The sequence below is a fragment of the Streptomyces sp. DSM 116795 genome (assembly GCF_055792905.1).
Genome location: NZ_CM147707.1, coordinates 2716552 through 2743533, shown reverse-complemented (window position 1 = coordinate 2743533; position 26982 = coordinate 2716552). Strand labels below are relative to the sequence as shown.

The window sequence follows — 26982 nt, the reverse complement described above, 5'->3', positions numbered from 1 at the left end:
GGCAGCAGAGCACAGCGCACGGCGAGAAGGGCTTCACAGGTGACTGAGATCGAGATCGGGCGCGGCAAGCGCGGGCGCCGGGCGTACGCCTTCGACGACATCGCTGTGGTGCCCAGCCGCCGCACGCGTGACCCCAAAGAGGTCTCGATCGCCTGGCAGATCGACGCCTACCGCTTCGAACTGCCTTTCATGGCCGCCCCGATGGACTCCGTCGTCTCGCCCGCCACCGCGATCCGCATCGGTGAGCTGGGCGGTCTCGGTGTGCTCAACCTCGAAGGACTCTGGACGCGTTACGAGGATCCGGAGCCGCTGCTCGCCGAGATCGCCGAGCTGGACGAGCGCACCGCGAACCGCCGGATGCAGGAGATCTACGCGGAGCCGGTCAAGGAGGAGCTGATCGGCGAGCGGATCAAGGAGGTGCGTGACGCGGGCGTGGTGACGGCCGCCGCGCTCTCACCGCAGCGAACGGCCCAGTTCTCCAAGGCGGTTGTCGACGCGGGCGTCGACCTCTTCGTCATCCGCGGCACGACGGTCTCCGCGGAGCATGTGTCGGGGGCGGCGGAGCCGCTCAACCTCAAGCAGTTCATCTACGAGCTGGATGTGCCGGTCATCGTGGGCGGTTGCGCCACTTACACGGCGGCGCTGCATCTGATGCGTACGGGCGCGGCAGGTGTGCTGGTCGGGTTCGGCGGCGGCGCCGCGCACACGACGCGGAACGTGCTGGGCATCCAGGTGCCGATGGCGACCGCCGTGGCCGATGTCGCAGCGGCGCGCCGGGACTACCTGGACGAGTCGGGCGGCCGCTACGTCCACGTCATCGCGGACGGCGGCGTCGGCTGGTCCGGCGACCTGCCCAAGGCCGTCGCCTGCGGCTCCGACGCAGTGATGATGGGCTCGCCGCTCGCGAGGGCCACGGACGCGCCGGGCCGCGGGCACCACTGGGGCATGGAGGCCGTGCACGAGGACGTGCCGCGCGGCAAGCGGATGGATCTGGGCGCCGTCGGTACGACGGAGGAGATCCTGCTCGGTCCTTCGCACACCCCGGACGGCTCGATGAACTTCTTCGGCGCGCTGCGCCGTGCGATGGCGACGACCGGCTACTCGGAACTGAAGGAGTTCCAGCGGGTGGAGGTCACGGTCACCCGGTGACCTCGGGGCGGCGGAGCCGCCCGGTCAGAGGCGGTGGGCGGCGCCCGTCGGGCTCGCTCCCCTTGTGTCGAAGAGGAGTTGGGCCTTGGCGGCCAGCCCTTGCAGGTCGTATCTGCGGTGGTGCTGGAGGAGCACGGTCAGGTCGGCGGACGCGGCGGCCTCGTACAGGGAGTCGGCCCGCGGCACCGGCTGGTCCGCGACCTGCCACTCCATGACGTACGGGTCGTGGAAGCTCAACTGTGCGCCGAGTTGCTTGAGCCGGAGTGCCACTTCGCGGGCGGGTGCGCCCTCCTGGTCGGGCAGGTCGGGCTTGTAGGTGACGCCGAGCAGCAGTACGCGGGCGCCACGCGCCGACTTGCCGTGTTCGTTGAGGAGTTCGGCGGCGCGCTGGCACACGTAGCGCGGCATGCGTCCGTTGACCTCCTGCGCGAGTTCGACCATACGCAGCGGATATCCCAGCGAACGGCTGCGGTACGCAAGGTAGTTGGGGTCGATGGAGACGCTGTGGCCGCCGACGCCGGGGCCCGGCCGGAACGCCTGGAAGCCGAACGGCTTGGTCTCCGCGCATCGGATGACGTCCCACAGGTCGACGCCGATGTCGTGGCAGAAGACCGCCATCTCGTTCACCAACGCGATGTTGACCTGGCGGAAGTTGGTCTCCAGCAGCTTCGTCGTCTCCGCCTCACGCGGGCCGCGTGCGCGTACGACCTTGGCCGCGAGGCGTCCGTAGAAGGCCGCGGCACGCTCCGTGCAGGCGGGGGTGAGACCGCCGATGACCTTGGGGGTGTTGGCGTATCCGTAGCGGCGGCTGCCCGGGTCGAATCGGGCGGGTGAGTAGGCGAGATGGAAGTCACGGCCCGCGCGCAGGCCTGAGCCCTCTTCGAGCAGCGGCTTGAGGAATTCCTCGGTGCTGCCGGGGTACACCGCGGATTCGAGTACGACGGTCGTACGGGGGCGCAGCCGGGAGGCGAGAGCGTGAGCAGCGGTGCGCACCGCGTCGAGGTTCAGCGCGCGGTCGGGCCCGAGGGAGGTCGGGGCGCAGATCAGCGCCGTACGGACGTCGCCGAGGACTTCGGGATCGGTCGTGGCGCGGAAGCCGCGGGAGATCATGCGGCGGACGGCTGCGGCGGTGAGGGCGCCGTCGGCCGGCGGGCGGCCCGCGTTGATACCGGCGACGGTCTCCTCGTCCGCGTCGTAGCCGATGGTCTCGATCCCGGCGGCGACGGCTGCCTGTGCGACCGGAAGACCCGAATGGCCCAGTCCGAGGACGGCGAGATCTGCGGGCATTGCGGCGGACATCCTTCCCCTTGGTTCCCTCGCTGGGGTGGTGAGGCCCCGTGTGTGCCGTTCCGGAGGGCGGGCCCCCGGAGGTCGCGTCGAGCTGCGCGGGCCGGTGCTTCCCGCTACTGCGCGGCGCTATAGCAAGTTAATCGGCAATATGACGGATATCTGGGATTACCCGCTCCGCGACGCCCGCGATGCGGCCGAAGTCAGGGAATTGGAGGACCATCGGCAGGGGAACACTGCCTACGTTCTGACAACACCACCGACGAACGCACGACCACACGGGAGGCAGCGGTGAGGACGGCGACACTGGGACCGGAGCAGCGTGTCAGGGCGCTGGCGCAGATGTCCGAGCGCGAACTCGACGTGCTGGTCGTCGGTGGTGGCATCGTCGGTGCCGGCACGGCGCTGGACGCGGTCACGCGCGGGCTGTCCACCGGCATCGTCGAGGCGAACGACTGGGCGTCGGGCACCTCCAGCCGCTCCAGCAAGCTGATCCACGGCGGGCTGCGCTATCTGGAGATGCTGGATTTCGCGCTCGTGAGGGAGGCGCTGAAGGAGCGCGGGCTGCTGCTTCAGCGGGTCGCTCCGCATCTCGTCAAGCCCGTGCCGTTCCTCTACCCGCTCGAGCACAAGGGCTGGGAGCGGCTGTACGCCGGTTCGGGTGTGGCGATGTACGACGCCATGTCGCTCTCCTCCGGGCACGGACGCGGGCTCCCGAGGCACCGGCACCTCAGCCGGCGGGGCGCCCTGCGGGTGGCACCGGCGCTGCGGAAGGACGCCCTGGTCGGTGCGTTGCAGTACTACGACGCGCAGGTGGACGACGCGCGCTACGTGGCCACCGTCGTCCGCACCGCCGCCGCCTACGGGGCGCACACCGCGAACCGGGCGCGGGTCGTGGGCTTCCTGCGCGAGGGCGAGCGCGTCGTCGGGGCACGAGTGAAGGACCTGGAGCAGGGCGGCGAGTACGAGGTACGGGCACGGCAGGTGGTCAACTCCACAGGCGTGTGGACGGACGACACCCAGGGGCTGATCGCGGAGCGCGGGCAGTTCCATGTGAAGGCGTCGAAGGGCATCCACCTGGTCGTGCCGAAGGACCGGATCAACTCGACGACCGGGCTGATCCTGCGTACGGAGAAGAGCGTGCTGTTCGTGATCCCGTGGGGCCGGCACTGGATCATCGGCACCACAGACACCGGCTGGGACCTGGACAAGAGGCATCCGGCCGCCTCCAGCGCCGACATCGACTATCTGCTGGACCACGTCAACTCGGTGCTGGCGGTGCCGCTGACGCGGAACGACGTGGAGGGCGTGTACGCCGGGCTCCGCCCGCTGCTGGCAGGCGAGTCGGAGGCGACGAGCAAACTGTCGCGGGAGCACACCGTCGCGCATCCGGTACCGGGACTGGTCGTCGTCGCGGGCGGCAAGTACACGACGTACCGGGTGATGGCGAAGGACGCGGTGGACGAGGCGGTGCACGGCCTGGACCGGCGGGTCGCGGACTGCGTCACCGAAGAGGTGCCGCTCGTCGGCGCGGAGGGCTATCATGCGCTGTGGAACGGGCGGGCGCGCATGGCGGCGCGTACGGGTCTGCATGTGGCGCGCGTGGAGCATCTGCTCAACCGCTACGGCACGTTGACGGAGGAGCTTCTCGAACTCGTCGCCGACGACCCGAAGTTGGGTGAGCCGCTCCCCGCCGCCGACGACTACCTCAAGGCGGAGATCGTCTACGCGTGCACGCACGAGGGCGCGCGCCACATCGACGACGTGCTCACACGCCGTACGCGCATCTCGATCGAGACCTTCGACCGGGGTACGCGCAGCGCGCGGGAGGTCGCAGAGCTGATGGCCAAGGTGCTGGGATGGGACGCCGGCCAGATCGACCGCGAGGTCGAGCACTACGAGAAGCGGATCGAGGCGGAGCGCGAGTCGCAGCTCCAGCCGGACGATCTGACGGCGGACGCGGCGCGGTTGGGAGCGCCGGAGATCGCGCCGGTGTGAGGCCGGTGGGGAACCCGCTCGCCTGGTGGTCCGACGGAATCGTTGACGATGTGTGAGGCGGCGTGTGGGAAGGCGTCGGGATGTGTCCGCGCTGCGCCGCCCCCGTACGCGGTGTGACGGCGCAATGGTTCACAATGAGGAGGGGCTGGGGTGGGCCATCGCTGAGGGAACACAAGGGGATTCATGAGCGAGGACGCGGGTCGGCTGGTAGGGGGTCGCTATCGGCTGGGGGAAGTTCTCGGCCGGGGTGGCATGGGCACCGTGTGGCGCGGCGAGGACGAAGTCCTGGGCCGAGCGGTCGCGGTGAAGGAGCTCCGGTTCCCCTCCAGCGTCGAGGAGGACGAGAAGCAGCGGCTCATCACCCGTACTCTGCGCGAGGCGAAGGCGATCGCCCGTATCCGCAGCGGCAGCGCGGTGACGGTCTTCGACGTCATCGACGAGGACGACCGCCCGTGGATCGTGATGGAGCTCGTCGAGGGCGCTTCGCTCGCCGATCACATCCGTAAGGAAGGGCCGCTCACGCCGCAGCGCGCGGCGGAGGTCGGGCTCGCGGTGCTCGACGTGCTGCGTGCCGCGCACCGTGAAGGGGTCCTGCACCGCGATGTGAAGCCCTCCAACGTGCTGTTGGAGGACGTCACAGGTCGCGTCGTGCTGACCGACTTCGGCATCGCGAAGGTCGAGGGCGATCCGTCGGTGACGTCGACGGGCATGCTGGTGGGTGCTCCCTCGTACATCTCGCCCGAGCGCGCCCGCGGGAAGCCGCCGGGTCCGCCCGCCGATCTCTGGTCGCTGGGCGCTCTGTTGTACGCGTCGGTCGAGGGCCACCCCCCGTACGACAAGGGCTCGGCCATATCCACGCTGACGGCGGTGATGACGGAGCCGGTGCCGCCGCCGGAGCAGGCCGGCGAGCTGGAAGAGGTGATCTTCGGGCTGCTGTCGAAGGACCCGGACAAGCGGCTCGATGTGGCGGGCGCGCGTGGGCTGCTGGAGCCGGTGGCGTCGGGTGCCGGAGGGGGCGGGGCCGTGGAAGCGGCCGCTGCTCCCGTACAGGACGGCGGGACGACGGCGGTGCTGTCGCCGAAGCCCGGCAAGGGCGCGGAGAAGGACAAGTCCAGGTCCAAGTCGGAGTCCCAGGACAAGCCTCAGGACAAGGCCAAGGACAAGGACAAGGCCAAGGGCAGCAAGGACGAGGGCGCCGGCGGGGAAGCGGACGCCCGGTCCGGCAAGGGGGGCAGGAAGCCGTCCGCGAAGTCGGCGTCCCGGCCCGGGAGTTCGAAAGCCGCCGGTGCTGCGGCTGCCGGAGCCGGAGCGGCGGCAGGAGCGGCGGCGGGTACCGCGTCCGCGACCGGCGACGACGCCGCGGGAGCGGATGGCTCGGACGGTGACGGAGCCGGCGGCGACGAGACCCACGCGCCCGTCGCCTCAGGGGCGGTTGCGCGGGCCGGCGACAAGGGGGCGGGCAGCCCGGCGTCTCCGTCGGGCGGCGGCGGCCTGGCATCGGCGACGACGGCGCTGACGCAGCTCACGCAGCGCTTCTCGCGGCGCACGCTGACCGTCGCGGCCGTGGCGGTCGCGGCGGTGCTGGCGCTGCTCGCGGTCTTCGCCCTCGATGACGGCGGTGGCGGTGGTGGTGGCAAGTCCGGTAAGGACGCCGCGAGTTCGGGAGCGGGCGGTGGCGCCGAGCGCGACAAGGGCGAAGGCGGCGCGGGCGCCGGCAAGAAGGAGGACAAGGGCGGCGAGGAGAAGGAGACCCCCTCCCCGGACCCGAACGCCTCCTCCGGTGGCGAAGGGGACGAGGAAGAGCCCGGCGGTGGCCCTTCGTTGCCCGAGGACTACACCCAAGTCACCGACAAGCGCTTCCACTTCAGCATGGCGATGCCGGAGGATTTCGCGCGCTCGGGAACGGCCGGACGCAACTCCGGCGCCCGGTACTCCGACGGCGGTCTGCCCAAGCTCCAGGTGGACTTCAGCCCCGATCCGCTGAAGGACGCAGCCGCGGGCTGGCGTGATCTGGAGCCGGCCGTGAAGGGCAACAGCAGCGGATACCGCCAGATCAGCATCAAGAGCGTGAAGTGGCGGGGCTATCCGACCGTCGGCGACTGGCAGTTCGAGCGTGACGAGAACGGCGAGAAGGTACGGGTGCTCAACCGCGGTTTCCGGGTGGACGATTCACGCGGCTACGCGATCATGATCACCTGCAAGGCCGACAAGTGGGACGACGAGGAGTGCCGGACGCTGCGGAAGACGGCGTTCAAGACCTTCAAGCCGCTCGGCTGAGCGTGGTTCCCCGCCCTCGTTCCGGGGGACGTTGGGGTTGAGGCGGAATCGGGCAAGCGTTTTAGGTGAGTGAGGCCTGCTGCGGGCCGTACGCGGCTGAGGAGTCCCCGAGTCCGCCCGCACCGGACAGCTCAGGCACGTATCGTGAATGGCCGCAGACCGGTATCCGTCCGTAAAGATGCGGATGCGGTGTGGAATTGACGGTCTCGCACGCTGTGGGGAGGCGTCGTGGACGACTACGCGGACAATGCGGGACGGCTGCTCGCCGACCGCTACCGCCTGCCCCAACCCACTGCCGACTCTTACCAGTTGACGGAGTCGGTGGCCTACGACACGGCCAGCGGCCAGGAAGTGCTCGTCCGTCAGGTCCCGTTGCCCGAGGTCGTCGAGGCGGAGGTGCTGGGCGACGGCGGCGCGGGCGGCGCGGGCGACGGAGCCGCACAGGCAGGCGCCCTCCGGGGCTCGATAGGGCGTGCCACGCGCAGGCCCGCGGATCCGGTCGTACGGCGGGCCGTCGAAGCCGCGGTCTCGGCCGCCAACCTGCCCGACCACCCCAGGCTCGACCAGGTCTTCGACGTCTTCGTCGAGGGGGACGGGCTGTGGATCGTCAGCGAGTTGCTGCCGGCTACGCCGCTCGCGGCGCTGCTGTCGCACCAGACGCTGACCGCGCACAGGGCCGCGGAGGTCGCCGCGGATGTGCTGACCGCGCTGCGTGTGGTGCACGCGCACGGCTGGACCCACCGCAATGTCACCCCCCGCACCGTCCTGATCTGCGACGACGGACGGGCTCTGCTGACGGGGCTCGCGGTCGGCGCCGCGCAGGAGGCGCTGTGCGGCTACAGCCCGCACCCGGATTCCGGGCGGGTGGCGCTGCCGCCCAGCGGCAGCATTCCGGGGGAGGCGCGGCGCGGCGGCGGTGCAGGCGGTGCAGGCGGTTCAGACGGTCACGGCGGGAGAGGCGGGGCGAGTGCGGACGAGGGCCGGGGGACCGGCGCGGGCGATGGTCCGGGCGGTGGTCCGGGAGAAGGTGACGGGCCGTCGAACGCGCCCGAGGGGCCCGCTCCCGCACCGTGGTCGGGCATCTCGCTGCCCGACGGCTTCGCCGCCCGGCAGGAGGACGAGCCGTACGGCCACCGCCCCGACCGCTACGGGTCCGACGGAGGCCGTGGTCACGAACCGGGCCGTGGTCACGAACCGGGCCGTGGTCACGAACCGGGCCGTGGCCAGGAACCGGGCCGCGACTACGGGACCGGCGATCACCCGGACTCCGGCCGAGGGCCGCGGGGCATCTTCGGCCTCCAGGGGCTGAGCCACGGCAGCGGGGCGGCGGAGCAAGAGGACGAGCCCGTACGCCACGGTTACGAGACCGGCAGGCGAGGCGGGCGCAGCGGTGCCATCGCGGCGTACCAGGCGGGTGCGCGGCGAGGGGCCGCGGCCCGCGCGCACAGCGCGGATCCGGAGGAGCAGGAGCAAGGACGCCGGCCGGAGAGGCCGCAGCGGGACGAGGCCGGGGAGACGGGCGCGCGGGACGACTGGTGGAACCGCTCGGCGTCGGCGCCCCCGACGACCGGTCCGCACACCACGCCGGACGACTTCGTACGCTGGCTGCCGTCCGGGGAGGACGAGGTCACGCCGAGCGATCTTCCGGGTTCGCGGGTGCCCAACAGCCTTCCGGTGAAAGCGACTTGGCGTCCCGCCGAACCCGAAGCCGGGGCCGAATCCGGGGCCGGACCCGGGACCGGCCCGGAGTCCGGGCCGCGTCCGGCGGCCGCCGGGCACACGGGTGACGCGTTCACGGACGCGTTCACGAAGGCCCCGCACTCGCAGGAGCCGGACACGGACGACCCGTACGGCGAAGCCTCGTACGACGAGGCCTCCTTCGACGACCCGTACACGGACGACCCCTACGACGACGCCCCGGAGAACCGCCCCTGGGGCGGCGAGGGCGCGGAGGAGCCAGGCGCGCCGGAAGGCTTCCACGGGCCGACCACCGCACTCGCGGCCGAACGTGCACGGCAGGCCCGGATGACGGTCGTCGGAGCGGTCGGCGAGCGGTGGGCGCCGGAGCAGGCCGGGCCCGTCCACCGGAACTGGCGGCTCGCCCCGCCCGTCGGTCCGGCCGCCGACCTGTGGGCGCTGGGTGTGCTGCTCTTCCGTGCGGTGCAGGGCCATGCGCCCTATCCCGAGGACGACGTCGCCGAGTTGGTGCAGATGGTCTGCGGCGAGCCGCCCGCCTTCGCCGAGGAGTGCGGCGCGCTGCGTCCCGTCGTCGAGTCGCTGCTGCGCCAGGACCCCACGGAGCGCCCCGACTTCGAGGAGCTGAGGGGCTGGCTGCGGTCGCTGGTGCGCTCCGCGCCGGAGCCCGACGCCGGCTGGCACACGGTGTACGCCCCGTCCCTGGACCCGGGCGGTACGTCCGACCCGCGGCGGCTGCCGATACTGCGCCGCCGCGGCGAACTCGTACGCAGACGGAGGGCTGCCAGACGGGCTGCCCGCGCCGAACAGCGGCAGCAGCACAGACAGCAGCAACGCCAGCAACGGCAGCACCGCAAGCAGCAACGCCCCCCGCAGCACCCGCAGGCCCCGCAGTCCTCGCAGCACCGGCACGAGCCGTACCGGCACGGGCAGCAGCAGCTGCACCCGCATGAGCCGCACCCGCATGAGCCGCACCCGCACGAGCCGCATCCGCAAGCGCAGGACGTGCCGTACCCGCAGGACGTGCCGCTTCAGCAGGCCGCCGGCCCCGTACCGCCGAAGCCCCGCAAGGCGCCGAAGCCGCAGCCCGAACGGGCAGCCCGTGAACAGGCCGCGCCCGTACGCCAGAAGAAGCAGCGGCAGGGTGCGGGCCCCCGCAGGCTGGGCGGCGTGCTGGTCGGGCTGGTGCTCGCGGGGCTGGTCGCCGCGATGATGTACGCGGTGTGGTTCATGCCCGAGAGCGACACGGCCGGTGCCCCGAACCAGCAGCGCGGTTCGGTGGGCGGCGAGAGCCGCTCCCCGCAGCCCGGTGAGGACGGCGGGGGAGAGGCGCAGGGCGGCGCCGCCGGCGACGGCAAGGGAGGCGGCGGAGGCAGCGCGGAGAAGCCGCGGCCGTCCGCGCCCGCGGGCAAGGCACCGGAGGGCTACAAGCTCAGCCGGGACCCGGCCGGTTTCCAGGTCGCCGTCCCCGAGGAGTGGAACCGGCGGTCGACTACCGGCCGCGGCCAGATCCGCTACAACGGCGGCGGGGTCGAGATGGTAGTCGTCAACGGCCGGGACAGCGTACGGAAGTACGGCAAGGACCCGATGGCCTACCAGAGCGACGACGAAGCGGAGTTGAAGGCCTACCGTGCCTCGGACTGGGCGTCGACCTCCGGGCTGCGGCGCATCGATGTGGGCGAAACCGCCATGGCCGAGGGCACGTTCAGCTGGAAGGACGGCGGCCGGGACGTGTACGCGCGCAACCGGGCGATGATCCTCGACGGGCGCTACCACGTGCTGATGGTGATGGGCTCGAAGGGCAAGAAGCAGGAGATCGACCGGCACTTCGAGTCGGTGGCCGACACGTACAGGCCGACGGGCGGCTGAATTCCCGCGCGTCGGCGTCGGCGTCGGCGGCTGCCGCGCGTCCGCCGCGCAGCGCCCTTGCGCTCGTCGCGCGCTCTCGCCTCGCGCTCGCCGCGCCCCGCGGTCCCGTGGGCCGCGCCCGCCCGTATCCGCCCCGCCCGGTACCCGCCCCGCCGGGTGCGCCCGCACCGCGCGCGCCGGCGTTGTCGCTTCGGCTCGCCTCCCGCCCGTCTCGGTGGCACCGCGCGCCTCCCACGCGCTCGCTCCGCGCCGCCTCGCCGGGTGCGCCCGCACCGCGCGCGCCGGCGTTTTCGCTTCGGCCGGCCTCCCGCCGTCTCGGTGGCACCGCGCGCCTCCCACGCGCTCGCTCCGCGCCGCCTCGCCGGTGCCTCGCGGCCCTTGGCGGCTGCGCTCGCGGCTCCGTTGCGCCAGCGTTCACTGGCAGATTCGGTGAAAGTGGTTACCGTCGGGTATGCAGCGTGTTTCCGTGGTCGTAGTCTCTCCCGCATGACGGACACGCAGGACACCCGAGGCTCCCAGGCAAGCGGCGACGACCGCGGAAGCAACGGCGACGCGACAGGCGGCAGCGACCCCGTGGCCGGCCCCGAGAGCAAGACCGCGGACCAGACCGCGAGCAAGGCCGCGGACAAGGCTGCGGAGAAGGCCGCGAGCAACGCCGGGGGCAAGGTCGCGAGCACGCATGCCGGGGACCACGCCGGAAACCCCGTGGCCCCCACCCCCGCAGGGGCGCGTACGGCCGCCGACGTCGTCACCGCCGAGCTCGTCGCGCAGCTCTCCGAGGGAGTGATCGGCAGCGGCCGCACGTCCAGTCACACGCCTTTCACGGGGAAGAAGCTGGCCGAACTGCCGGAGTCCACACCGGAGGACGTCGCCTTCGCCTTCCACCGTGCGCGCGAGGCGCAGCGCGCGTGGGCGGCCACCCCCGTACGGGAGCGCGCCGCCGTCCTGCTCCGCTTCCACGACCTGGTGCTGCAGCGGCAGAACGAGGTGCTGGACCTGATCCAGCTGGAGACCGGCAAGACCCGGCTGCACGCGCACGAGGAGGTGCAGGCCGTTGCCGTCGCCGCCCGCCACTACGGGCGCCGGGCCGCCGCCTATCTCCGTCCCAAGCGGCACACGGGCGCGATCCCCGTGCTCACCAAGGTCGCCGAGCACCGCCACCCCCGCGGCGTCGTGGGGCAGATCGCGCCGTGGAACTACCCCCTCGAACTCTCCGTCGGCGACGCGCTTCCCGCTTTCGCCGCGGGCAACGCCGTCGTGATGAAGCCCGACACCGAGACCGCGCTGACCGCGCTGTGGGCGCGCCGGCTGCTGATCGAGGCCGGGCTGCCGAAGAACGTGTGGCAGGTCGTCCTCGGTGAGGGTCATGTGATCGGTCCGGCGGTCGTCCAGCGTGGCGACTACGTCTCCTTCACCGGCTCCACCAGGACCGGCCGCGGCGTCGCGCAGAAGGCCGCCGAGCGCCTCGTCGGCGCCTCGCTGGAACTCGGTGGCAAGAACGCCATGATCGTGCTGCCGGACGCCGACTTGAACAAGGCCGCGGCGGGTGCAGTGCGCGGTGCCTTCTCCTCCGCCGGCCAGCTGTGCATCTCGATCGAGCGGCTGTACGTGCACGAGTCGGTGGCGGACGCGTTCGTGGAGCGCTTCGTCGCCCGTACGAAGAAGCTGCGGCTCGGTTCCGCGCTCGCGTACGGGGCCGACATGGGGTCCCTCGTCTCGCAGAAGCAGCTCGACAACGTCACCCGGCACATCGAGGAAGCGGTCGCCAAGGGCGCGAAGGTGCTCGCGGGCGGGCGCGCACGGCCGGACGTCGGTCCGCTCTTCCACGAGCCGACCATCCTCGACGGAGTCGAGTCGCCGATGGCCGTGTGCGCCGAGGAGACCTTCGGGCCCGTCGTCTCCGTCTACCGCTTCGCGGACGAGGACGAGGCCGTCGAGCTCGCCAACGCCACGTCGTACGGCCTGAATTCGAGCGTCTGGGGCCGTGACGGCCGCCGGGCGCGCCGGGTCGCGGCGCGGCTGCGCAGCGGAACCGTCAACGTCAACGAGGGCTACGCGGCGGCGTACGGCAGCGTGCAGTCCCCGATGGGCGGCATGGGCGACTCGGGCCTCGGCAGGCGGCACGGCAGCGAGGGCATCCTCAAGTACACCGAGTCGCAGACCGTGGCGCACCAGCGGGTGCTGCCGATGGCGCCCTCCTTCGGCATGGACGACGCGATGTACGCCAAGTTCATGAGCGTGTCCCTCAAGGCGCTGAAGGCGCTGCGTTTCCGCTGACTTCCGCTGACTTCGGCCGGCGCGACGCGTCGAGCCGACCCACCTCCACGCCCCCGACCCGTCCCCGTACAACCGATCCCCGAGCCGCACCACTCGCACCGGAGGCCCACCGTGTCCGAGGAGAACTCCGCCCAGAACGAGGGCGGTTCGTACGACTACGACGTGATTGTCATCGGTTCCGGCTTCGGCGGTTCCGTCTCCGCTCTCCGTCTCACGGAGAAGGGGTACAGCGTCGGAGTGCTGGAGGCCGGACGGCGCTTCACGCGCGAGACCCTGCCCAGGAACTCCTGGGACACGAAGAAGTACATATGGGCGCCCGCGCTCGGCCTCTACGGCATTCAGCGCATCCACGTGCTCAGCAATGTCATGATCCTGGCAGGCGCGGGCGTCGGCGGCGGTTCGCTGAACTACGCCAACACCCTCTACGTGCCGCCGAAGGCCTTCTTCCAGGACCGTCAGTGGGCCCATATCACCGACTGGCAGGAGGAGTTGAAGCCCTTCTACGACCAGGCGCAGCGCATGCTCGGCGTACGCCTCAACCCGACGATGACGCCCTCGGACGAGCATCTGAAGACGACCGCCGAGCGGATGGGCGTCGGCGACAGCTTCCATCTGGCGCCCGTCGGCGTCTTCTTCGGCGACGGCAAGGACGCGGACGGCGAGGCCACGGCCGAGCCGGGCGGCGAGGTGGCCGACCCGTACTTCGGCGGAGCCGGCCCCTCGCGCAAGGCGTGCGCGGAGTGCGGCGAGTGCATGACGGGCTGCCGGCACGGCGCGAAGAACACCCTCAACGAGAACTATCTCCACCTCGCCCAGCAGGCGGGCGCGGTCGTCCGCCCGATGACGACCGTGCGCGAGGTGGCGGAGCTGCCGGACGGGCATGGCTTCGAGGTCACCACCGTCGCGACGGACAAGCAGAAGGGCCCTCGTACGGTGCTGCGCGCCCGCAAGGTCGTCGTCGCGGCCGGCACGTACGGGACGCAGACCCTGCTGCACCGCATGCGCGACAACGGCACGCTGCCCCGTCTGTCCGAACGTCTCGGAGAGCTGACCCGCACCAACTCCGAGGCCCTGGTGGGCGCTCAGACGATCCCCCGCCGCTACCGCAAGAAGTGGAAGGACGGCCGGAAGCTCGACTTCACGCGAGGCGTGGCCATCACCTCCTCCATCCACCCGGACGAGCACACGCACATCGAGCCCGTCCGTTACGGCAGGGGCTCGAACGCGATGAGCGCCCTGACCACCCTCCAGGTCAACCATGAGACCAAGCTGCCCAAACTGCTGGGGCACCTGGTCACCTGCCTGCGCCATCCGAATCTCTTCATCCGGTCGCTCTCCGGGCGCAAGTGGTCCGAGCGGATCATCATCGGTCTGGTGATGCAGACGCACGACAACTCCCTGACCACGTACAGGAAGCAGAAGGGCCTCGGGAAGGGCCTGCTCACGGCCCGCCAGGGGCACGGTGCGCCAAACCCGGCCTACATTCCCGAGGGTGCGGAGGCGGCACGGATACTCGCCGACGAGATCAACGGCTTCGCGGGCACCAACCTGGGTGAGCTGACGGGCATGCCGCTCACGGCGCACTTCCTCGGCGGCTGCCCGATCGGAGCGGATGCGGACAGCGGCGTCATAGACCCGTACCACCGGCTCTACGGGCACCCGGGCATCTCGGTCGTGGACGGCTCCGCCGTCTCCGCGAACCTGGGCGTCAATCCCGCGCTCACCATCACGGCGCAGGCGGAGCGCGCGATGTCGCTGTGGCCGAACAAGGGCGAGGAGGACTCACGGCCGGGACAGGGCTCGGCGTATGTGCGCATGGCGCCCGTCGCGCCGCGCGAACCGGCGGTGCCGGAAAGCGCGTTCGGGGCGCTGCGGCTGACGATCCTGCCCGTGCCGGAGGTGCCCGCGAAGAGGCCTGAGTCGGCACGGGAGAGGGCGGACGTGGAGTAGGCCGCGCCCCACCAGGCCGTCCCCCCGCCGCCCGGCAGCAGCCCCGAAAGGGCCGCCGGGCGGCGGCGGTTGCGTTTCGGGGACATGCATTCGGGACGTGTGCGTTTGGGGATCCGAGCGCTCGGGACATGTGTGTTCGGGACATGGGCGTTCGGGATGTGTCTTCGGACGCGACGTGCGAAGGGCCCCGTGGAGCCGACCGGGTGGTGGGCGGCGCCGCGGGGCCCTTGGCGTTCAGTACGGGCGTCAGGGCAGCGCCCGTACTGAAGGAGCGGCACCGGGGGGTAGTGCCGCCTAGCCGTCCCGAATCGCGGCAGCACGCTGCAGCGCCGGTCAACGGCTGGGTCCTGAACGGGAGTTCGTGTGCATCGTGCTGGATGTGCTGGCGAGGCGCAAGGCGTTGGGCGCACTCAGTCACGGCATCCGTACCGCCTGGCCGGAACTTTTACGGTCGGCCGAGAATCTCCCGAGAATTTCCTGATCCGGGGATGCCGCATTCCGCGGAGCGGCCGGTCCAGGGCGTCCCCGGGACCGGCCACTCTCTCCCCGTACGGGGAGAGTTGGTGACCGGGCTGCTGTCCCCTGCTGACCGGTCACGCGCGCCGGAGCGAGGTCCCACGACACTTCCGCCTCCGCCCACGGGGAGGAACGGGCGTCTCATCGCTGCGATGGCGCTGCCCCGAACCGCCGGACGTCCGGCCGGCATCGGGGTCACCGGGACCAACGAACCGCCTCACCGGGCGGTCACGCACCGTACGGGTGACCGCCATGTACGAACGCACCGCTGTCCTGGGGCAGTCGTGCGCCGGGGGTTCACAACTGCCCCCGGCAGAGCGCAAGCAGAGTCATCGCGAGCTGGGTGCCGGGCCGGCCCAGTTCGCCCCGGTAGCGGTCGAGGATCTCCATCTCGCGGGCCAGCTGCACTCGCCGCCCTCCGGCCTCGATTCGTGCCTGCTGGATGCCCGCGGAGACCGTCCTGCGTTCCTGGACGAGCGCGATGATGCGGGCGTCCAGCTCGTCGATGCGGGAGCGCGCGGCGGTGGTCGCCTCCACCGTGCCGTCCCCGGATTTCCGGTCTCCGGACTTCCGGTCTCGGGATTTCCCGTCTCCGGATTTCCCGTCCTCGCTCGTGCCCGGGGTGGTCGGCCGGGGCGTCGTCCGTGCGGTTTCGGTGCTCATGGTGTTCGGTCTCCGTCCTGGTGGCTCGTGCCGTGCTCGTATCTGCGGCCGAGCCCTGGACCTCGCGGCCCGAGGGAGCGGAAACGACAGGCGCCCCGGGCCTTGATCGGCCCGGGGCGCCGGTAAGTCGCTTGTCAGTGGATCAAGCAGCTCGACCATGGCAGCCGGACGGGCCGGTGCCATAGGTAAACCAGAAGCTGGTCGTGACGGGCTGCTCGAACATGGCCGCCAGTATGCACGGGCCGGCCCCGGAGGCCAAGCTGGAGCCCTGCGGTCTCCCGTTAGAATCGGCCGTACGAAGTGAGCACGTGCTCTGCGCTTCAGTACGGCGCTTCCACGCCGTCCGACGCCCTTCCACACCCCCGTACCACCCGCCGCAAGGCCGAAAGGCAGCCGCTCCGTGGCATCAGCGCCCGCCCCTCGGGGCACAGGCTCCCCGGAATCCGCCTCCGCCTCCGTCTCCGTCTCTCCGGATGCTCCGGATGCTCCGGAGACGGTCCTCGTGGTCGATTTCGGCGCCCAGTACGCGCAGCTCATCGCGCGCCGCGTGCGTGAGGCGCGGATCTACAGCGAGGTCGTCCCGCACACCATGCCGGTGGAGGAGATGCTCGCCAAGGGCCCGAAGGCGGTCATCCTCTCCGGCGGCCCCTCGTCCGTGTACGCCGACGACGCCCTGTCCCTCGACGGCTCGCTCTTCGACGCCGGCGTCCCCGTGCTCGGCCTGTGCTACGGCTTCCAGCTGATGGCGCAGGCGCTCGGCGGCACCGTCGACAACACCGGCAGCCGCGAGTACGGGCGTACGGACCTGTCCGTCTCGAAGGGCGCCTCCACCCTCTTCGAGGGCACGCCGTCGCACCAGCAGGTGTGGATGTCGCACGGCGACGCCTGCTCCGCCGCCCCCGAGGGCTTCACCGTCACAGCGTCGACGGACGTGGTCCCGGTCGCCGCCTTCGAGAACGACGGGCGCAGGCTCTACGGCGTCCAGTACCACCCCGAGGTGATGCACTCCACCCACGGTCAGCAGGTGCTGGAGCACTTCCTCTACCGCGGCGCCGGTATCTCCCCGACCTGGACGACCGCGAGCATCGTGGACGAGCAGGTCGCGTCGATCCGCGAGCAGGTCGGTTCGAAGCGCGCCATCTGCGGGCTGTCCGGAGGCGTGGACTCCGCGGTCGCCGCCGCCCTCGTACACAAGGCCGTCGGCACGCAGCTGACCTGCGTGTACGTCGACCACGGGCTGATGCGCAAGGGCGAGACCGAGCAGGTGGAGAAGGACTTCGTGGCGGCCACGGGCGTCCAGCTCAAGGTCGTCGACGCCGCCGAGCGCTTCATCTCCGCGCTGGCCGGAGCGTCGGACCCGGAGCAGAAGCGGAAGATCATCGGGCGTGAGTTCATCCGGGTCTTCGAGCAGGCGCAGGCCGAGCTCGTCGCCGAGGCGGGGGCGGCCGGCGAGGACGTCGCGTTCCTCGTGCAGGGCACCCTCTACCCCGACGTCGTCGAGTCCGGCGGCGGTACCGGCGCGGCCAACATCAAGTCGCACCACAACGTGGGCGGCCTCCCCGAGGACCTGGAATTCGAGCTGGTCGAGCCGCTGCGCAAGCTCTTCAAGGACGAGGTCCGCATGGTCGGGCAGGAGCTCGGCCTGCCCGAGGAGATCGTGCAGCGCCAGCCGTTCCCCGGTCCCGGCCTCGGCATCCGCATCATCGGCGAGGTCACGCGCGAGCGCCTCGACGTGCTGCGTGAGGCCGACGCCATCGCCCGCGAGGAGCTGACGGCCGCCGGCCTGGACCGGGACATCTGGCAGTGCCCGGTCGTGCTGCTGGCCGACATCCGCTCGGTGGGCGTCCAGGGCGACGGGCGTACGTACGGACATCCGGTGGTGCTGCGTCCCGTCTCGTCCGAGGACGCCATGACCGCCGACTGGTCGCGGCTGCCCTACGACGTGCTGGCCCGCGTCTCCACACGCATCACGAACGAGGTCTCCGGCGTCAACCGTGTCGCCCTCGACATCACGAGCAAGCCGCCGGGCACGATCGAGTGGGAGTGAGCCGGGTGGAGCCGTGCCGCATGCGGCACCCCGGCGACTCCCGCCTGACGCTGCCCCGGTGATCTCGGGTGCCGTCCGCCCGCAGCGGTAGTTTGCCCGGGTGACGGATATCGGGGGGCGGCCTCGCCGCCGCGACAGGCGGAAGCGGATCATCGGTGCCGCTGCCGCCGGAGCGGTCGTGCTCGGCATCGCCGTCGCGGTCGTCGAGCCGTACGCGAACGACTGGTGGGTCGCACGCAACGCCTGCGGCGGTGCACTGCCCGAAGGCGTCCTCGAGGACCTGGGTGCCGGCCCGGCCGACGACGACGGACATCTCTACGCACACGAGGAGACCGTCGACCAGCGGCTCGGCCGGTACCGCTGCGAGGTGAACGACGCGTCGTCCGGCCGGGGCTACCGCTTCCGGTCATCCGCCTACACCTCCCGCGACGACGTCGAACGGCACCTGTCCGACGACTTCTCCGGACGTGAACCCGCCCGGCTGGCGCTCCCCGCCGGGCTCCCCGGATACGAGTCGCAGCGCGGCGATCTCGTGCTGGCGCTCGGCTGTCCACGGCTGGGCGAGGACGGCTCGGGGAAGCCGAAAAGGCTGCACACCAGGGCGCAGATCCCCGGCTACTTCGGTCACGAGGAGTCCGGCGACGAGCCCGGGATCGACGCGTCCTACGACGCCGGTGCGCGCGCCGCCGTCGCCTTCGCCAACCAGGCGTCGCGGAACCTGCGTTGCGGGGCGAAGCCACTGGAGGTACCGGCGGAGGTCGCCCGGCCGGCGCCGGTGCCGCTGGGGGAGACGGCGGGTACGCCGTGCGGGGCGCTCGCCCGCGCGCCGCTGGCGCGGGAGGGCGCATGGAGCGTGCAGGTACGGATGTCGAAGCGTGCCCCGGTGGGGAGCTGCCTGCTGGCGCGCGACCGTGACCGCGCGGGGTCCGGCCGGGCCGCGAAGAAGACCGAGGTGCTCGACCTCACGGCGTTCCACGGCGAATTCTCCGGAGGGATGTGGAAGGCCGCGGGCAGGGAGAAGCCGTGGGTGAGCAGCACGGAGGGCTGGGCGACGGCGCGCTGCGACGGAACTGAGGCCGTCTTCCGGGTGCGGGCGCTCGGCGAGGACGGCCGGGCGCCGGTGCTGAGCGCCGGGGAGCTGCGGTCGGTGCTGGCCGACTTCGCGGAGCGGCAGGCTGCCGGGCGAGGCTGCACGAAGCCGCGGGTACCGTCGGGGACTTCGGACGGCGGGCCGAGGGCGTGAGGGTGTGAGGGGCGGCGGGGTGACGGCTGACAAACATTGAAATTTGTCAGCTGAAATCTGATATCCGACGGCTGATATCCGCTCGCTGATATCGGGCCGCTCACCACAAGCACCGTGCCCCCGCCCCGGGTTGCGGGACGGGGGCACGGCCGCTCAACTCTGCCCTTACCGCTGCCGGTTCAGCAGATCAGCGCTCGGGCCCGGTCCGTCAGCAGGGCTTGATCTTCCACACGGGGGTCCAGGACGCCGTGCCGGTGTCCTTGGCCCGGTTCGTCCAACGCAGGCTCCCGTTCCGGTTGTAGAAGCGCGCGACCGTGCCGGAGGTCTGGTTGTTGTTGAACGTGCCGTCGCCGATTCCGTAGAAGTTGTACGTGCCGCAGCGGTAGTAGTCGTACCGCTTGCCGCGGCCGTCGATGATGCACAGGTGCCCGTGTGCGCAGGCGGGTGCACGCTTGGCCGACTGCTTCTCCTGGCCGCGTGCGGGGAAGGTGACGGTTCCACCCTCGAACGCGACCTTGTTCGCGGAGACCTGCCGGGCCCCCGAGTCCTTGGCCAGGTAGCCGTCCACCTGCTGCTGGAGCTGCTGCGCCTGGCTGCCGGACGACTGCTGCGGTGCCGCGGACGCGGTGCCGGCGAGCACTGTGCCGCCGACCAGTGCCGCCGAGGCGGTCATCACGGCCAAGGCCTTGCGCGGTGACTTCTTCACTGAGTGTTCCCCCTCCAAATGGGCTCTCCGGCGGCCGCTCACCAGATGGCGGTCCGTCGCGGAGACGTCACCCATCGTGCTTGGATGGGCAGTGCTGAAGAAAGGGGAAACTCAGGCCGTTACGGTACAAATTGATGCAGTATCCGGTATGGGGGAATACGGGTGGAACGGTCGAGCGGCAGTGGGGACCGCAAGACGGCAACTGGGGGGAGCGATCCGAGTGTTCATCAATTACGCCTGTTCCTGGCGCTCGCCGAGGAGCTGCATTTCGGGCAGGCGGCCAGACGCATGTTCATCAGCCAGCCCGCGTTCAGCCGGCAGATCACGGCGCTCGAACGGCGCATGGGCATCGGCCTGTTGGAGCGCTCGACGCGCCGCGTCGAACTGACCCCGGAGGGCCGTGCGCTGCTGCCGGTCGCACGGGACGCGGTGGAGGCGGCGGACCGGCTCCGGCAGGCCGTGGAGTTGCAGGCGCGGCGTGTGAGCGGACGGGTGCGCGTGGGATTCATCGGCGCGGAGGCGGCCATGCCGTACACGCAGGAGATCCTCGTGGAGTTCCGCGCCCGCAACCCGGAGTGCGCCGTGGAGATGCGCGGGCTGGACTTCGCCGGGCAGGTCGAGGCGCTCACGGGCGGGGAGGTGGATGCCGCGTTTCTCCGCCCGCCTCTGCCCGCGGGCATCCGTACGCTTCAACTGGCCGCCGAGGCGCGGGTGGTGTGTCTTCCCGCGGGTGATCCGCTGCTGTCCCTTCGGCGGCCGCTGGATCTGTGCGATCTCGACGGGCGCGTATTCGTCGACGTGGCGGGGGAGTCGGTGCGCGCGTGGTGGGACCACTGGACGGTCAACCCGCGTCCCGACGGCACTCCCGTGCGCTTCGGGCCGGTGGTCACGGATCTGGAGCCGCTGCTGCTGGCGGTGGCGCAGGGGGAGGGCATCGCTCTGCTGCCCTCCGCCGCCCGTGAGTTGTATCCGCGGCCCGGGCTCGCGTATGCGGACATCTCGGGGCTGGCGCCGGTCACGGCTGCGCTGGCGTGGCTGCCCGCGCGGAGCGAGTGCCGGGGAGTCGCCGCACTGCGACAGGCGGCCCACTCGGTGCTGCGCGCCGCGGGCGCGGGCGCAGGCACCACCGCGGCCGGACGGCATGGCGGAGGCCGAGGTGGTCACGGCAGCACGGGGGAGGGCGGCAGCAACAAGGGCGGCGGCAGCGGCGGCACGGGTGGCGACGGCGGCACTCGCAACACCGGCGACAGCACTCTCAGCAGCGGCAACAGCACCGGCAACAGCGGTAGGAGCACCGGCACCGGCGGCAACAGCACCGGCACCGGCGGGAGTTCGCGCGCGGGCGGCGGAGGCGGCGGCCACGCGCGGCGGGTGCGGCTCCCCCGGCAGCGGCGGCCCGTCGGCTGACGAACGGGTGCCCAGGGGCGGCGGCCGGCCGGTGCCGGGTGCCCGGGCGCCCGGGCACCCGGCAACGCCTCAGGCGCCGGAGGTCCCGTCGATGCGTTCGCGGAGCAGATCGGCGTGGCCGTTGTGCCGCGCGTACTCCTCGATGAGGTGGACGAGGATCCAGCGCAGCGACACGCTGTCGTCGCCCAGCACAGCGGCGTTCTCCTCCGGGAGGGTGCCGGAGTCGTCGAGGGACGCCTCGGCGGTCAGTTCGCGGCCGCGCTCGACCTCGCGGTGCCAGGCGGCCATCGCCTCGTCCATGCCGTGCTCGGGGGAGAGCGCGAATCCGTCCGGCCCCTGGTCGTACAGCCGCGGGACGTCCTGTCCGGCGAAGATCCGCTGGAACCAGTTGCGTTCGACTTCCGCCAGGTGCTGGACCAGCCCTAGCAGGGTCATCGAGGACGGTTCAACGGACCGCTCCCGCACGTGACTGTCGTCCAGATCCGCGCACTTGAGGGTGAGCGTGGCGCGGTGGAAGTCCAACCAGCCCTCCAGCATGGTGCGTTCGTCGGCGTGCGGCGCGGGGACGGGGCGGCCGTCCGGTGTGGTCCTGGTCTTGGGCCCAGCCTTGCACGCCCGTTCGAGCCCGGGCGCGCGTTGCGGCACGGGCGCCCACAGGGGGCGTCCACGATGAGCTCCGGTGCCGCGGCCGGTCTTGCCCTGACGTCGAGCTGTTCCGTACGGAAGGAGACGCCGCTGTGGCAGGGACCGCCGAGGCCGAAGCCGTCCGCGCACACATGGTCCGGCCGTCGTCAGACGGGCGTGAAAGCGGACCGGGAGTTCATTCTCCCGGGCCGGTAAGTCACCTCAGACACCGCGCTCCTTCGGCGGCCGTGCCGCTGCCACGGCGAACAGCGCGAAGCCCAGCGCGAAGCCCAGCATCGTCACCACTCCGCGCGGGTGGAAGATGTGGCTGTCGAGGAAGGACCAGCAGCACACCAGCAGCACCGCCGTGCCCGGCAGCACGCGCGCCCCGTACCGGAGGCACAGCGCGACCGACGCCGCGACGACGGCGGCGCCCAGGCACCACACTCCCGCCTGCCCGAGCGCGTCTCCGGTGTGGAAGAGCGGGTTGACGACCGTGCGCCGCTGCTCGCCGCCGTGTTCCTCGGCGATTCCCGCCGCGATGCCGGCGACGGCGTCGAGCCCGGTGTAGTAGACCGCGTAGCCGAAGGCTCCGATCCATGCGACGACGGTGGCCGCGCCCGCCACGTCCCGCCGCGGACGGCCCCACAGCGGCACGACCACCCCCAGCGCCAGCAGCGGCCAGACGGGCAGCAGCCAGATGTGCAGCTCGGCCCAGTGCTGCGCGTTGTGCGGCCGGAGCCCGCCCGGGTGCCCGAGGCCGAAACCGGCCAGCACGAGGGGGGCGACGACGACGAGCGCGATGTCGCGGGTCAGAGGTTTCCACGGGGACGCGGGCATGGTCGTGATGGTAGGGGTGCCGCGGGGGGCTCAGGGATATGCCTGCGACCGCCGTCACGGAAGCGAAAGAACTCCGCGCGAGCGCGAGGGACAGGCTCGACCGTCGCAGTACACCTCGGCGGAGTGCGCTTTTCGTCCGAGCCCTTCAGCGCGGCTCGTGTTCGCCGCCGTGGCCGGAGGTGCCGCGATCCGGCAGGGGGAACGGCGTGGCGCGCTCGGCGAAGCCACCTCGCAGTGGCGGAACGAGGCCTGGGCTCGGTCCGGTTCAGGTCACGATGGTGGCAGCGGTGAGCGCCGTCGCTGACGCGACCGCTGCCTGCATGCTGCGGATCGCCGCTTGAACGCTTTCGCCCGCCCACTGTCCCTCCGCGATCTCCGCCATGCGCGGTTCGACCGTCTTACGGGGCAGATCGGGGAAGGCCTGCCGGTGCAGCCCTGCCCCGTGCAGCAAGGCGATCAGTCCGGAGGTGCGGTCGTCCGGCTCGGACCCGTCCAGGACCACGGACGCCAACCGGTCCCTCACCTCTCGTTCCACCGAGCCGTCCGCCTCCGGGTAACGCCGTACCGGGAAGAGGCCCAGCGTCCGCCGCCGCTCCTCGACGACCAGGCCGCGGTCGCAGAGGCTGTCCACGGCCCGCTGCACGGCCTTGGCATTGTCCTTGGCCAGCCAGTCGGAGACCCTGCGAGTGCCCTTGGGCTTCGTCCACTCGACGATCCGCTCCAAGGGCTCGTTCAGCATGGCCACGTCGGTCGGCGTCGGGTCGCTGACCTTCATCCGTCCGCCGGCCACCGAGACCCGTCCCGCCATTGCGAGTTCCAGCAGGGTGCCGCCTGCGACAGCCCAGCCCGCCGACCGCCCCTTCGCCTCGCCGGATTCGTCATCCAGCGACAGGAGCATGATCTCTTCACTCAAGGTGACGGCCATGCGCAGCTCCTCGTGTCCTCGTCGACTTCTTCGAGTAGACACCCAAAGCCGGTGCGGCGGTTCCCCCTGGCCCAAGTGCCACTGCGATGGAGCCGATTCGGCCTCCCGTACGTCGTATCCTCGTACTGTCATCGGCCATGCACTCTGAGCATTCGTCTCGTGATCGAGACGCCGTCGAGTCTGGGGACTGAGCGAACGGATGGAATGTGCGCGACTGTCGGACGCGGAACTTCTCCCGCTGGTGCGGGAGGAGGGCGAGGCATCCCGCGATGCGCTCCGTGAGCTGGAGCGACGGCACTTCCATGCCGTGAGGGCCTTCGCGGCGGTGTGCACCGTCAGCGAAGAGGCGGCCGATGAGCTGGCCGCCAACGCCTGGCGCCGGGCGACGACGTTCCGGGAGGGCGTGCGCGTGGGTGCCGTGCGCCCGCACGCGCTGTGCTCGGTGCTGCGGACGACGGCCGACTGGGCCGGCACGGCCAGACGCGGCGACCTGCACGAAGAGCTGGTCGCCTGGATCCAGAGCTACGTCTCGGAAGGCCGGGGCGATTCCTCGGCGGACGACTTCCCGTGTACGTCCATGGCCGCGCGGGCCTTCGGATCGCTCGCGGACCACAGCCAGACGGTGCTGTGGCACTACGCGGTCGAGTTCGACGGCGTCGCGCGGATCGACCAGCTCCTCGGCGGCGGCACCGACGAGGTGTCGGTGCTCAACAGACGTGCGCGCAGGGAGTTCTACAACGCCTATGTGCGCCTGCACGAGGAAGAGATCCGGGACGACGAATGCCGTCGCCTCCACCGCACGGTGCTCGCCTACGCGGACCAGAAGTCGATCGAGACGGCCGCGGACCTGCTGCCGCATCTGGAGCGGTGCGCGCACTGCTCGCAGGCGGTCGACGACCTCGGGCTGATGCACGTGCACTGCGGGGCGCTGCTGGCGGAGGCGCTGCTGCCGTGGGGCGGCCCCGAGTACGCGGCGGCCGGCTTCCCCTCGGCGGCCGGCGGAGCCGGGGCCGCCCGCGGTACGGAGGGGGACGGGGCCCGGCACGGAAGCGGAGCGGGCGAGGGAGCCGGACTCGGCGCAGGACTCGGAGCCGGAGCCGTTGCTGGCGCGTCCGCGGGCCGCGGCCGTGGGGAACGCTCGTACGAGGGTCAACTGACCAGCAGGCTGCGGGGGTTGCTCCTCCGCGGCGCGGACCGGCTGCGGACCGGCAGGTCCCCGGCCGGCCTCCTGGCCGGATTACTGGGTACGCGCGGCGCCGGCGGCGACGGCCTCCCTCCCGGGAACGGCCTCCCTCCCGGGAACGGCCTCCCTCCCGGGAACGGCCTCCCTCCCGGGAACGGCCTCCCTTCCGGGAACGGCCTCCGTCCCAGCGACGGCCTCCGTCCCGGGGACGGGAAGAGACGGCACCAGACCAAGCGCGTGGTGCAGAGCGCGGCAGTGGTCGCCCTGTGCTCCCTCGCCGTCGCCGTCGCCTACACCGGAGCCTTCCGCCCCGGTTCGCCACAGAGCAGCGAGAGCCCGCCCGCGCAGGGTGCGTCACAGGCCCCGGCACCGCCTCCCGGATCCTCCCCGACGACGGCCACGGCCACCGCCACCTCGACGGTCACCGCGACGGAGACCGCGCGGCCGCCCGACGGCGGTGACGGCCGCCCGGGCGGCACGGGCGCGCCGAGCAGGGACGGCATCCCTGCCGACGCCGCGCTGGAGTGGCTCTTCGACGGGCTCGACGGCGCGAAGGCGTCGGACACCTCCGCCAACGGCATCATCGGGACGCTCTTCGGCGACCCGTTGCCGAGCCTGGTGGACGGTGCTCTGGTCTTCAACGGAACGCAGGAGGTCCGCTCCCAGGGCGTCGTGCTCGACACGGAGCGCAGCTTCTCCGTCTCCGCCCGCGTGAAGCTGCAGGACAAGGGCGGCACCCAGACCGTGGTCAGCCAGGACGGCAACCAGGTCAGCGGCTTCGCGCTGCAGTACGACGCGGAGGAGGACAGCTGGTCGATGGGCGTCCGCGACGAGGACGCCCAGGACACCGGGACCGACGCCGCACTCTCCGAGTCCCGTCCGCGGGCGGGCATCTGGACACATCTGACCGGGGTCTACGACGACGCGGAGAAGGAGATCCGTCTGTACGTCGACGGCAGGCTCGAGGACCGGTCGGAGCACGACGCCGACTGGCCGGCGGACGGTGTCTTCGCGGTCGGCCGCGCGCTGCTGGCCGGCGGCCCGTCGCAAGGGCTGAGGGGGACCGTCGACGACGTGCGGGCCTTCGGCAGGGCGCTCTCCGGACGCGAGGCGCGCACCCTCGCGGGCGGCGGCGCCTGACCGTACGACTGGTCCGGGCCCTCTGGCCGGGGGCTCGATCCGGCAGTTCGATCCGGGGCTCCATCCAGGGGCTCGATCCGGGGCGGCTGGACCGGACGGGCGCTCCGTGGAGGCTCTCCCGCCCGCTACTCGCCTTCCCAGGTGAGCGTTTCGCTGTCGCCCTGGTCCCACTTGACGGTGAGTTCGTCGTCCGTGCGGGTGGAGTTGCCCGCGATGTATCTCTTGTCGCGCCCGTCCTCGCACTTGAGCGCGATGCGGAGGACCGAGCCCGACCTCCGCTCGTCGCCGATGCCGAAGCAGACGCCTTCGCCGCGCGGGTCGGCGTACGAGACGGGGTTCTTCCCCGCGTCCTCACCCGAGCGGACCTTCTCGCCTATCGTCAGCTCCTTACGGCCGGACTCCCACGTGCCCTCGAAGCCCTTCTGTCCGGCGCCGCCGCCCTTCCCCGAGCCGGCCTCCGGTGGGGCGCCGCCTTCCTGCGATCCGGCGCCGGTGGCACCGCCGCCTCCGCCCTGCCCTTCGGACATGTAGTACACGCCGCCCGCCGCGAGCAGTATCGCGAGGACGGTGCCGGCGAGCAGAACGAAGAGCTTCGTCTTCGAACGGGCGGCCCGCTGCGGCCCCGCGGGCGCGAAGCCGTAGGCGCCCGGCGGCTCCTCCCCGTACGGCTGCTCGTACAGGTGCTCATATCCGTAAGGGGGCTGGGTCGGCATCGTCTCCCAGGGCGGCGGCACCGTCTCCCAGGAGGGCTGCGGCGGCTGCTGCGGGGGCAGCGGCGGCGGCTTCGGCGGCGGTTGCGAAGCCGAATCCCAGTACCCGAACCCGGCGGTCGGCGGCTGCGGAGGCGGCTGCCGTGGCTGCTGCGGCCGCTGCGGCTGAATCTGCTGTGGCGGCGGCTGCCGCGGCACGGGTGGCGGGGGAGGCCGCTGCCCTCCGTACCGAGGACTGCCGTAACGGTCCTGCGGTGGCTCAGTCATAGCGAACACCTCTGCGCACGTGCCCGCAGCCACCAAGAGCCCAGCTCACCAGGTGGCCCGGAATCCTCCCGGTTCGGCCTCGGCCGCTTACGAGCCCGCCGCTTCTACACGACAAATGAGCGGGCCACACGGCTATCTTCCGTCATCGTGACGTTCGCCCGCAGGCGAACCAGAGGCCTGTGTGCGGTACATCCGCCCCGTCGGCGTCG

17 protein-coding genes are annotated in these 26982 nt (G+C 71.7%); 10 read left to right on the top strand and 7 right to left on the bottom strand.

Annotated elements, in window-relative coordinates:
• Positions 1–39 precede the first annotated feature (39 nt).
• Complete coding sequence (locus ACSMXX_RS11590; RefSeq protein WP_473183957.1) at positions 40–1149, top strand: GuaB3 family IMP dehydrogenase-related protein; 1110 nt, start codon at positions 40–42, stop codon at positions 1147–1149.
• A gap of 24 nt (positions 1150–1173) precedes the next feature.
• Here the strand turns inward: ACSMXX_RS11590 and ACSMXX_RS11585 are convergent, their stop codons facing one another.
• Positions 1174–2436 (bottom strand): nucleotide sugar dehydrogenase, encoded by a 1263-nt coding sequence (locus ACSMXX_RS11585; protein WP_473183956.1) that lies wholly within the window; start codon positions 2434–2436, stop codon positions 1174–1176.
• A gap of 291 nt (positions 2437–2727) precedes the next feature.
• Here ACSMXX_RS11585 and ACSMXX_RS11580 point away from each other — a divergent pair, with 291 nt between their 5' ends.
• The 5 genes from ACSMXX_RS11580 to ACSMXX_RS11560 all read left to right on the top strand — a co-directional run bounded on the left by ACSMXX_RS11580 (position 2728) and on the right by ACSMXX_RS11560 (position 14502).
• Positions 2728–4434: a glycerol-3-phosphate dehydrogenase/oxidase gene (locus ACSMXX_RS11580; RefSeq protein WP_473183955.1), complete on the top strand. Its 1707-nt coding sequence runs from the start codon at positions 2728–2730 to the stop codon at positions 4432–4434.
• A gap of 252 nt (positions 4435–4686) precedes the next feature.
• On the top strand, positions 4687–6711 hold the full coding sequence (locus tag ACSMXX_RS11575; protein WP_473183954.1) for a serine/threonine-protein kinase: 2025 nt from the start codon (positions 4687–4689) through the stop codon (positions 6709–6711).
• 228 nt (positions 6712–6939) lie between these two features.
• Positions 6940–10275, top strand: a complete 3336-nt coding sequence (locus ACSMXX_RS11570) for a protein kinase family protein (protein WP_473183953.1) — start codon at positions 6940–6942, stop codon at positions 10273–10275.
• A gap of 486 nt (positions 10276–10761) precedes the next feature.
• Positions 10762–12552 carry a succinic semialdehyde dehydrogenase gene (locus ACSMXX_RS11565; protein ID WP_473183952.1) on the top strand — a complete coding sequence of 597 codons (1791 nt, stop codon included), beginning with the start codon at positions 10762–10764 and terminating at the stop codon, positions 12550–12552.
• Between the two features lie 111 nt (positions 12553–12663).
• Positions 12664–14502: a GMC family oxidoreductase N-terminal domain-containing protein gene (locus ACSMXX_RS11560; RefSeq protein WP_473183951.1), complete on the top strand. Its 1839-nt coding sequence runs from the start codon at positions 12664–12666 to the stop codon at positions 14500–14502.
• Positions 14503–15315: 813 nt separating this feature from the next.
• On the opposite strand, the gene ACSMXX_RS11555 is transcribed toward ACSMXX_RS11560, so the two are convergent.
• Complete coding sequence (locus ACSMXX_RS11555) at positions 15316–15681, bottom strand: chorismate mutase (RefSeq protein WP_473183950.1); 366 nt, start codon at positions 15679–15681, stop codon at positions 15316–15318.
• A 502-nt stretch (positions 15682–16183) separates the two neighbouring features.
• Here ACSMXX_RS11555 and guaA point away from each other — a divergent pair.
• Complete coding sequence (gene guaA, locus ACSMXX_RS11550; protein ID WP_473183949.1) at positions 16184–17728, top strand: glutamine-hydrolyzing GMP synthase; 1545 nt, start codon at positions 16184–16186, stop codon at positions 17726–17728.
• Between the two features lie 100 nt (positions 17729–17828).
• Positions 17829–18971, top strand: a complete 1143-nt coding sequence (locus ACSMXX_RS11545) for a hypothetical protein (protein ID WP_473183948.1) — start codon at positions 17829–17831, stop codon at positions 18969–18971.
• Between the two features lie 208 nt (positions 18972–19179).
• Here ACSMXX_RS11545 and ACSMXX_RS11540 read toward each other — a convergent pair whose 3' ends face one another.
• On the bottom strand, positions 19180–19677 hold the full coding sequence (locus ACSMXX_RS11540; RefSeq protein ID WP_473183947.1) for a hypothetical protein: 498 nt from the start codon (positions 19675–19677) through the stop codon (positions 19180–19182).
• 162 nt (positions 19678–19839) lie between these two features.
• On the opposite strand from ACSMXX_RS11540, the gene ACSMXX_RS11535 reads away from it, so the two are divergent.
• Positions 19840–21084, top strand: a complete 1245-nt coding sequence (locus tag ACSMXX_RS11535) for a LysR family transcriptional regulator (RefSeq protein WP_473183946.1) — start codon at positions 19840–19842, stop codon at positions 21082–21084.
• Between the two features lie 69 nt (positions 21085–21153).
• Here the strand turns inward: ACSMXX_RS11535 and ACSMXX_RS11530 are convergent, their stop codons facing one another.
• The 3 genes from ACSMXX_RS11530 to ACSMXX_RS11520 all read right to left on the bottom strand — a co-directional run bounded on the left by ACSMXX_RS11530 (position 21154) and on the right by ACSMXX_RS11520 (position 23473).
• Positions 21154–21621 (bottom strand): DinB family protein, encoded by a 468-nt coding sequence (locus tag ACSMXX_RS11530; protein ID WP_473184743.1) that lies wholly within the window; start codon positions 21619–21621, stop codon positions 21154–21156.
• A 309-nt stretch (positions 21622–21930) separates the two neighbouring features.
• Positions 21931–22548, bottom strand: coding sequence for a hypothetical protein (locus tag ACSMXX_RS11525; protein WP_473183945.1), 618 nt, complete (start codon positions 22546–22548; stop codon positions 21931–21933).
• Between the two features lie 265 nt (positions 22549–22813).
• The gene (locus ACSMXX_RS11520) at positions 22814–23473 is read right to left on the bottom strand and encodes a GOLPH3/VPS74 family protein (RefSeq protein ID WP_473183944.1); all 660 of its coding nucleotides are present in this window, start codon (positions 23471–23473) and stop codon (positions 22814–22816) included.
• Positions 23474–23672: 199 nt separating this feature from the next.
• Here ACSMXX_RS11520 and ACSMXX_RS11515 point away from each other — a divergent pair, with 199 nt between their 5' ends.
• Positions 23673–25796, top strand: a complete 2124-nt coding sequence (locus ACSMXX_RS11515) for a LamG-like jellyroll fold domain-containing protein (protein WP_473183943.1) — start codon at positions 23673–23675, stop codon at positions 25794–25796.
• Between the two features lie 125 nt (positions 25797–25921).
• On the opposite strand, the gene ACSMXX_RS11510 is transcribed toward ACSMXX_RS11515, so the two are convergent.
• On the bottom strand, positions 25922–26773 hold the full coding sequence (locus ACSMXX_RS11510) for a hypothetical protein (RefSeq protein WP_473183942.1): 852 nt from the start codon (positions 26771–26773) through the stop codon (positions 25922–25924).
• Positions 26774–26982: the final 209 nt, after the last annotated feature.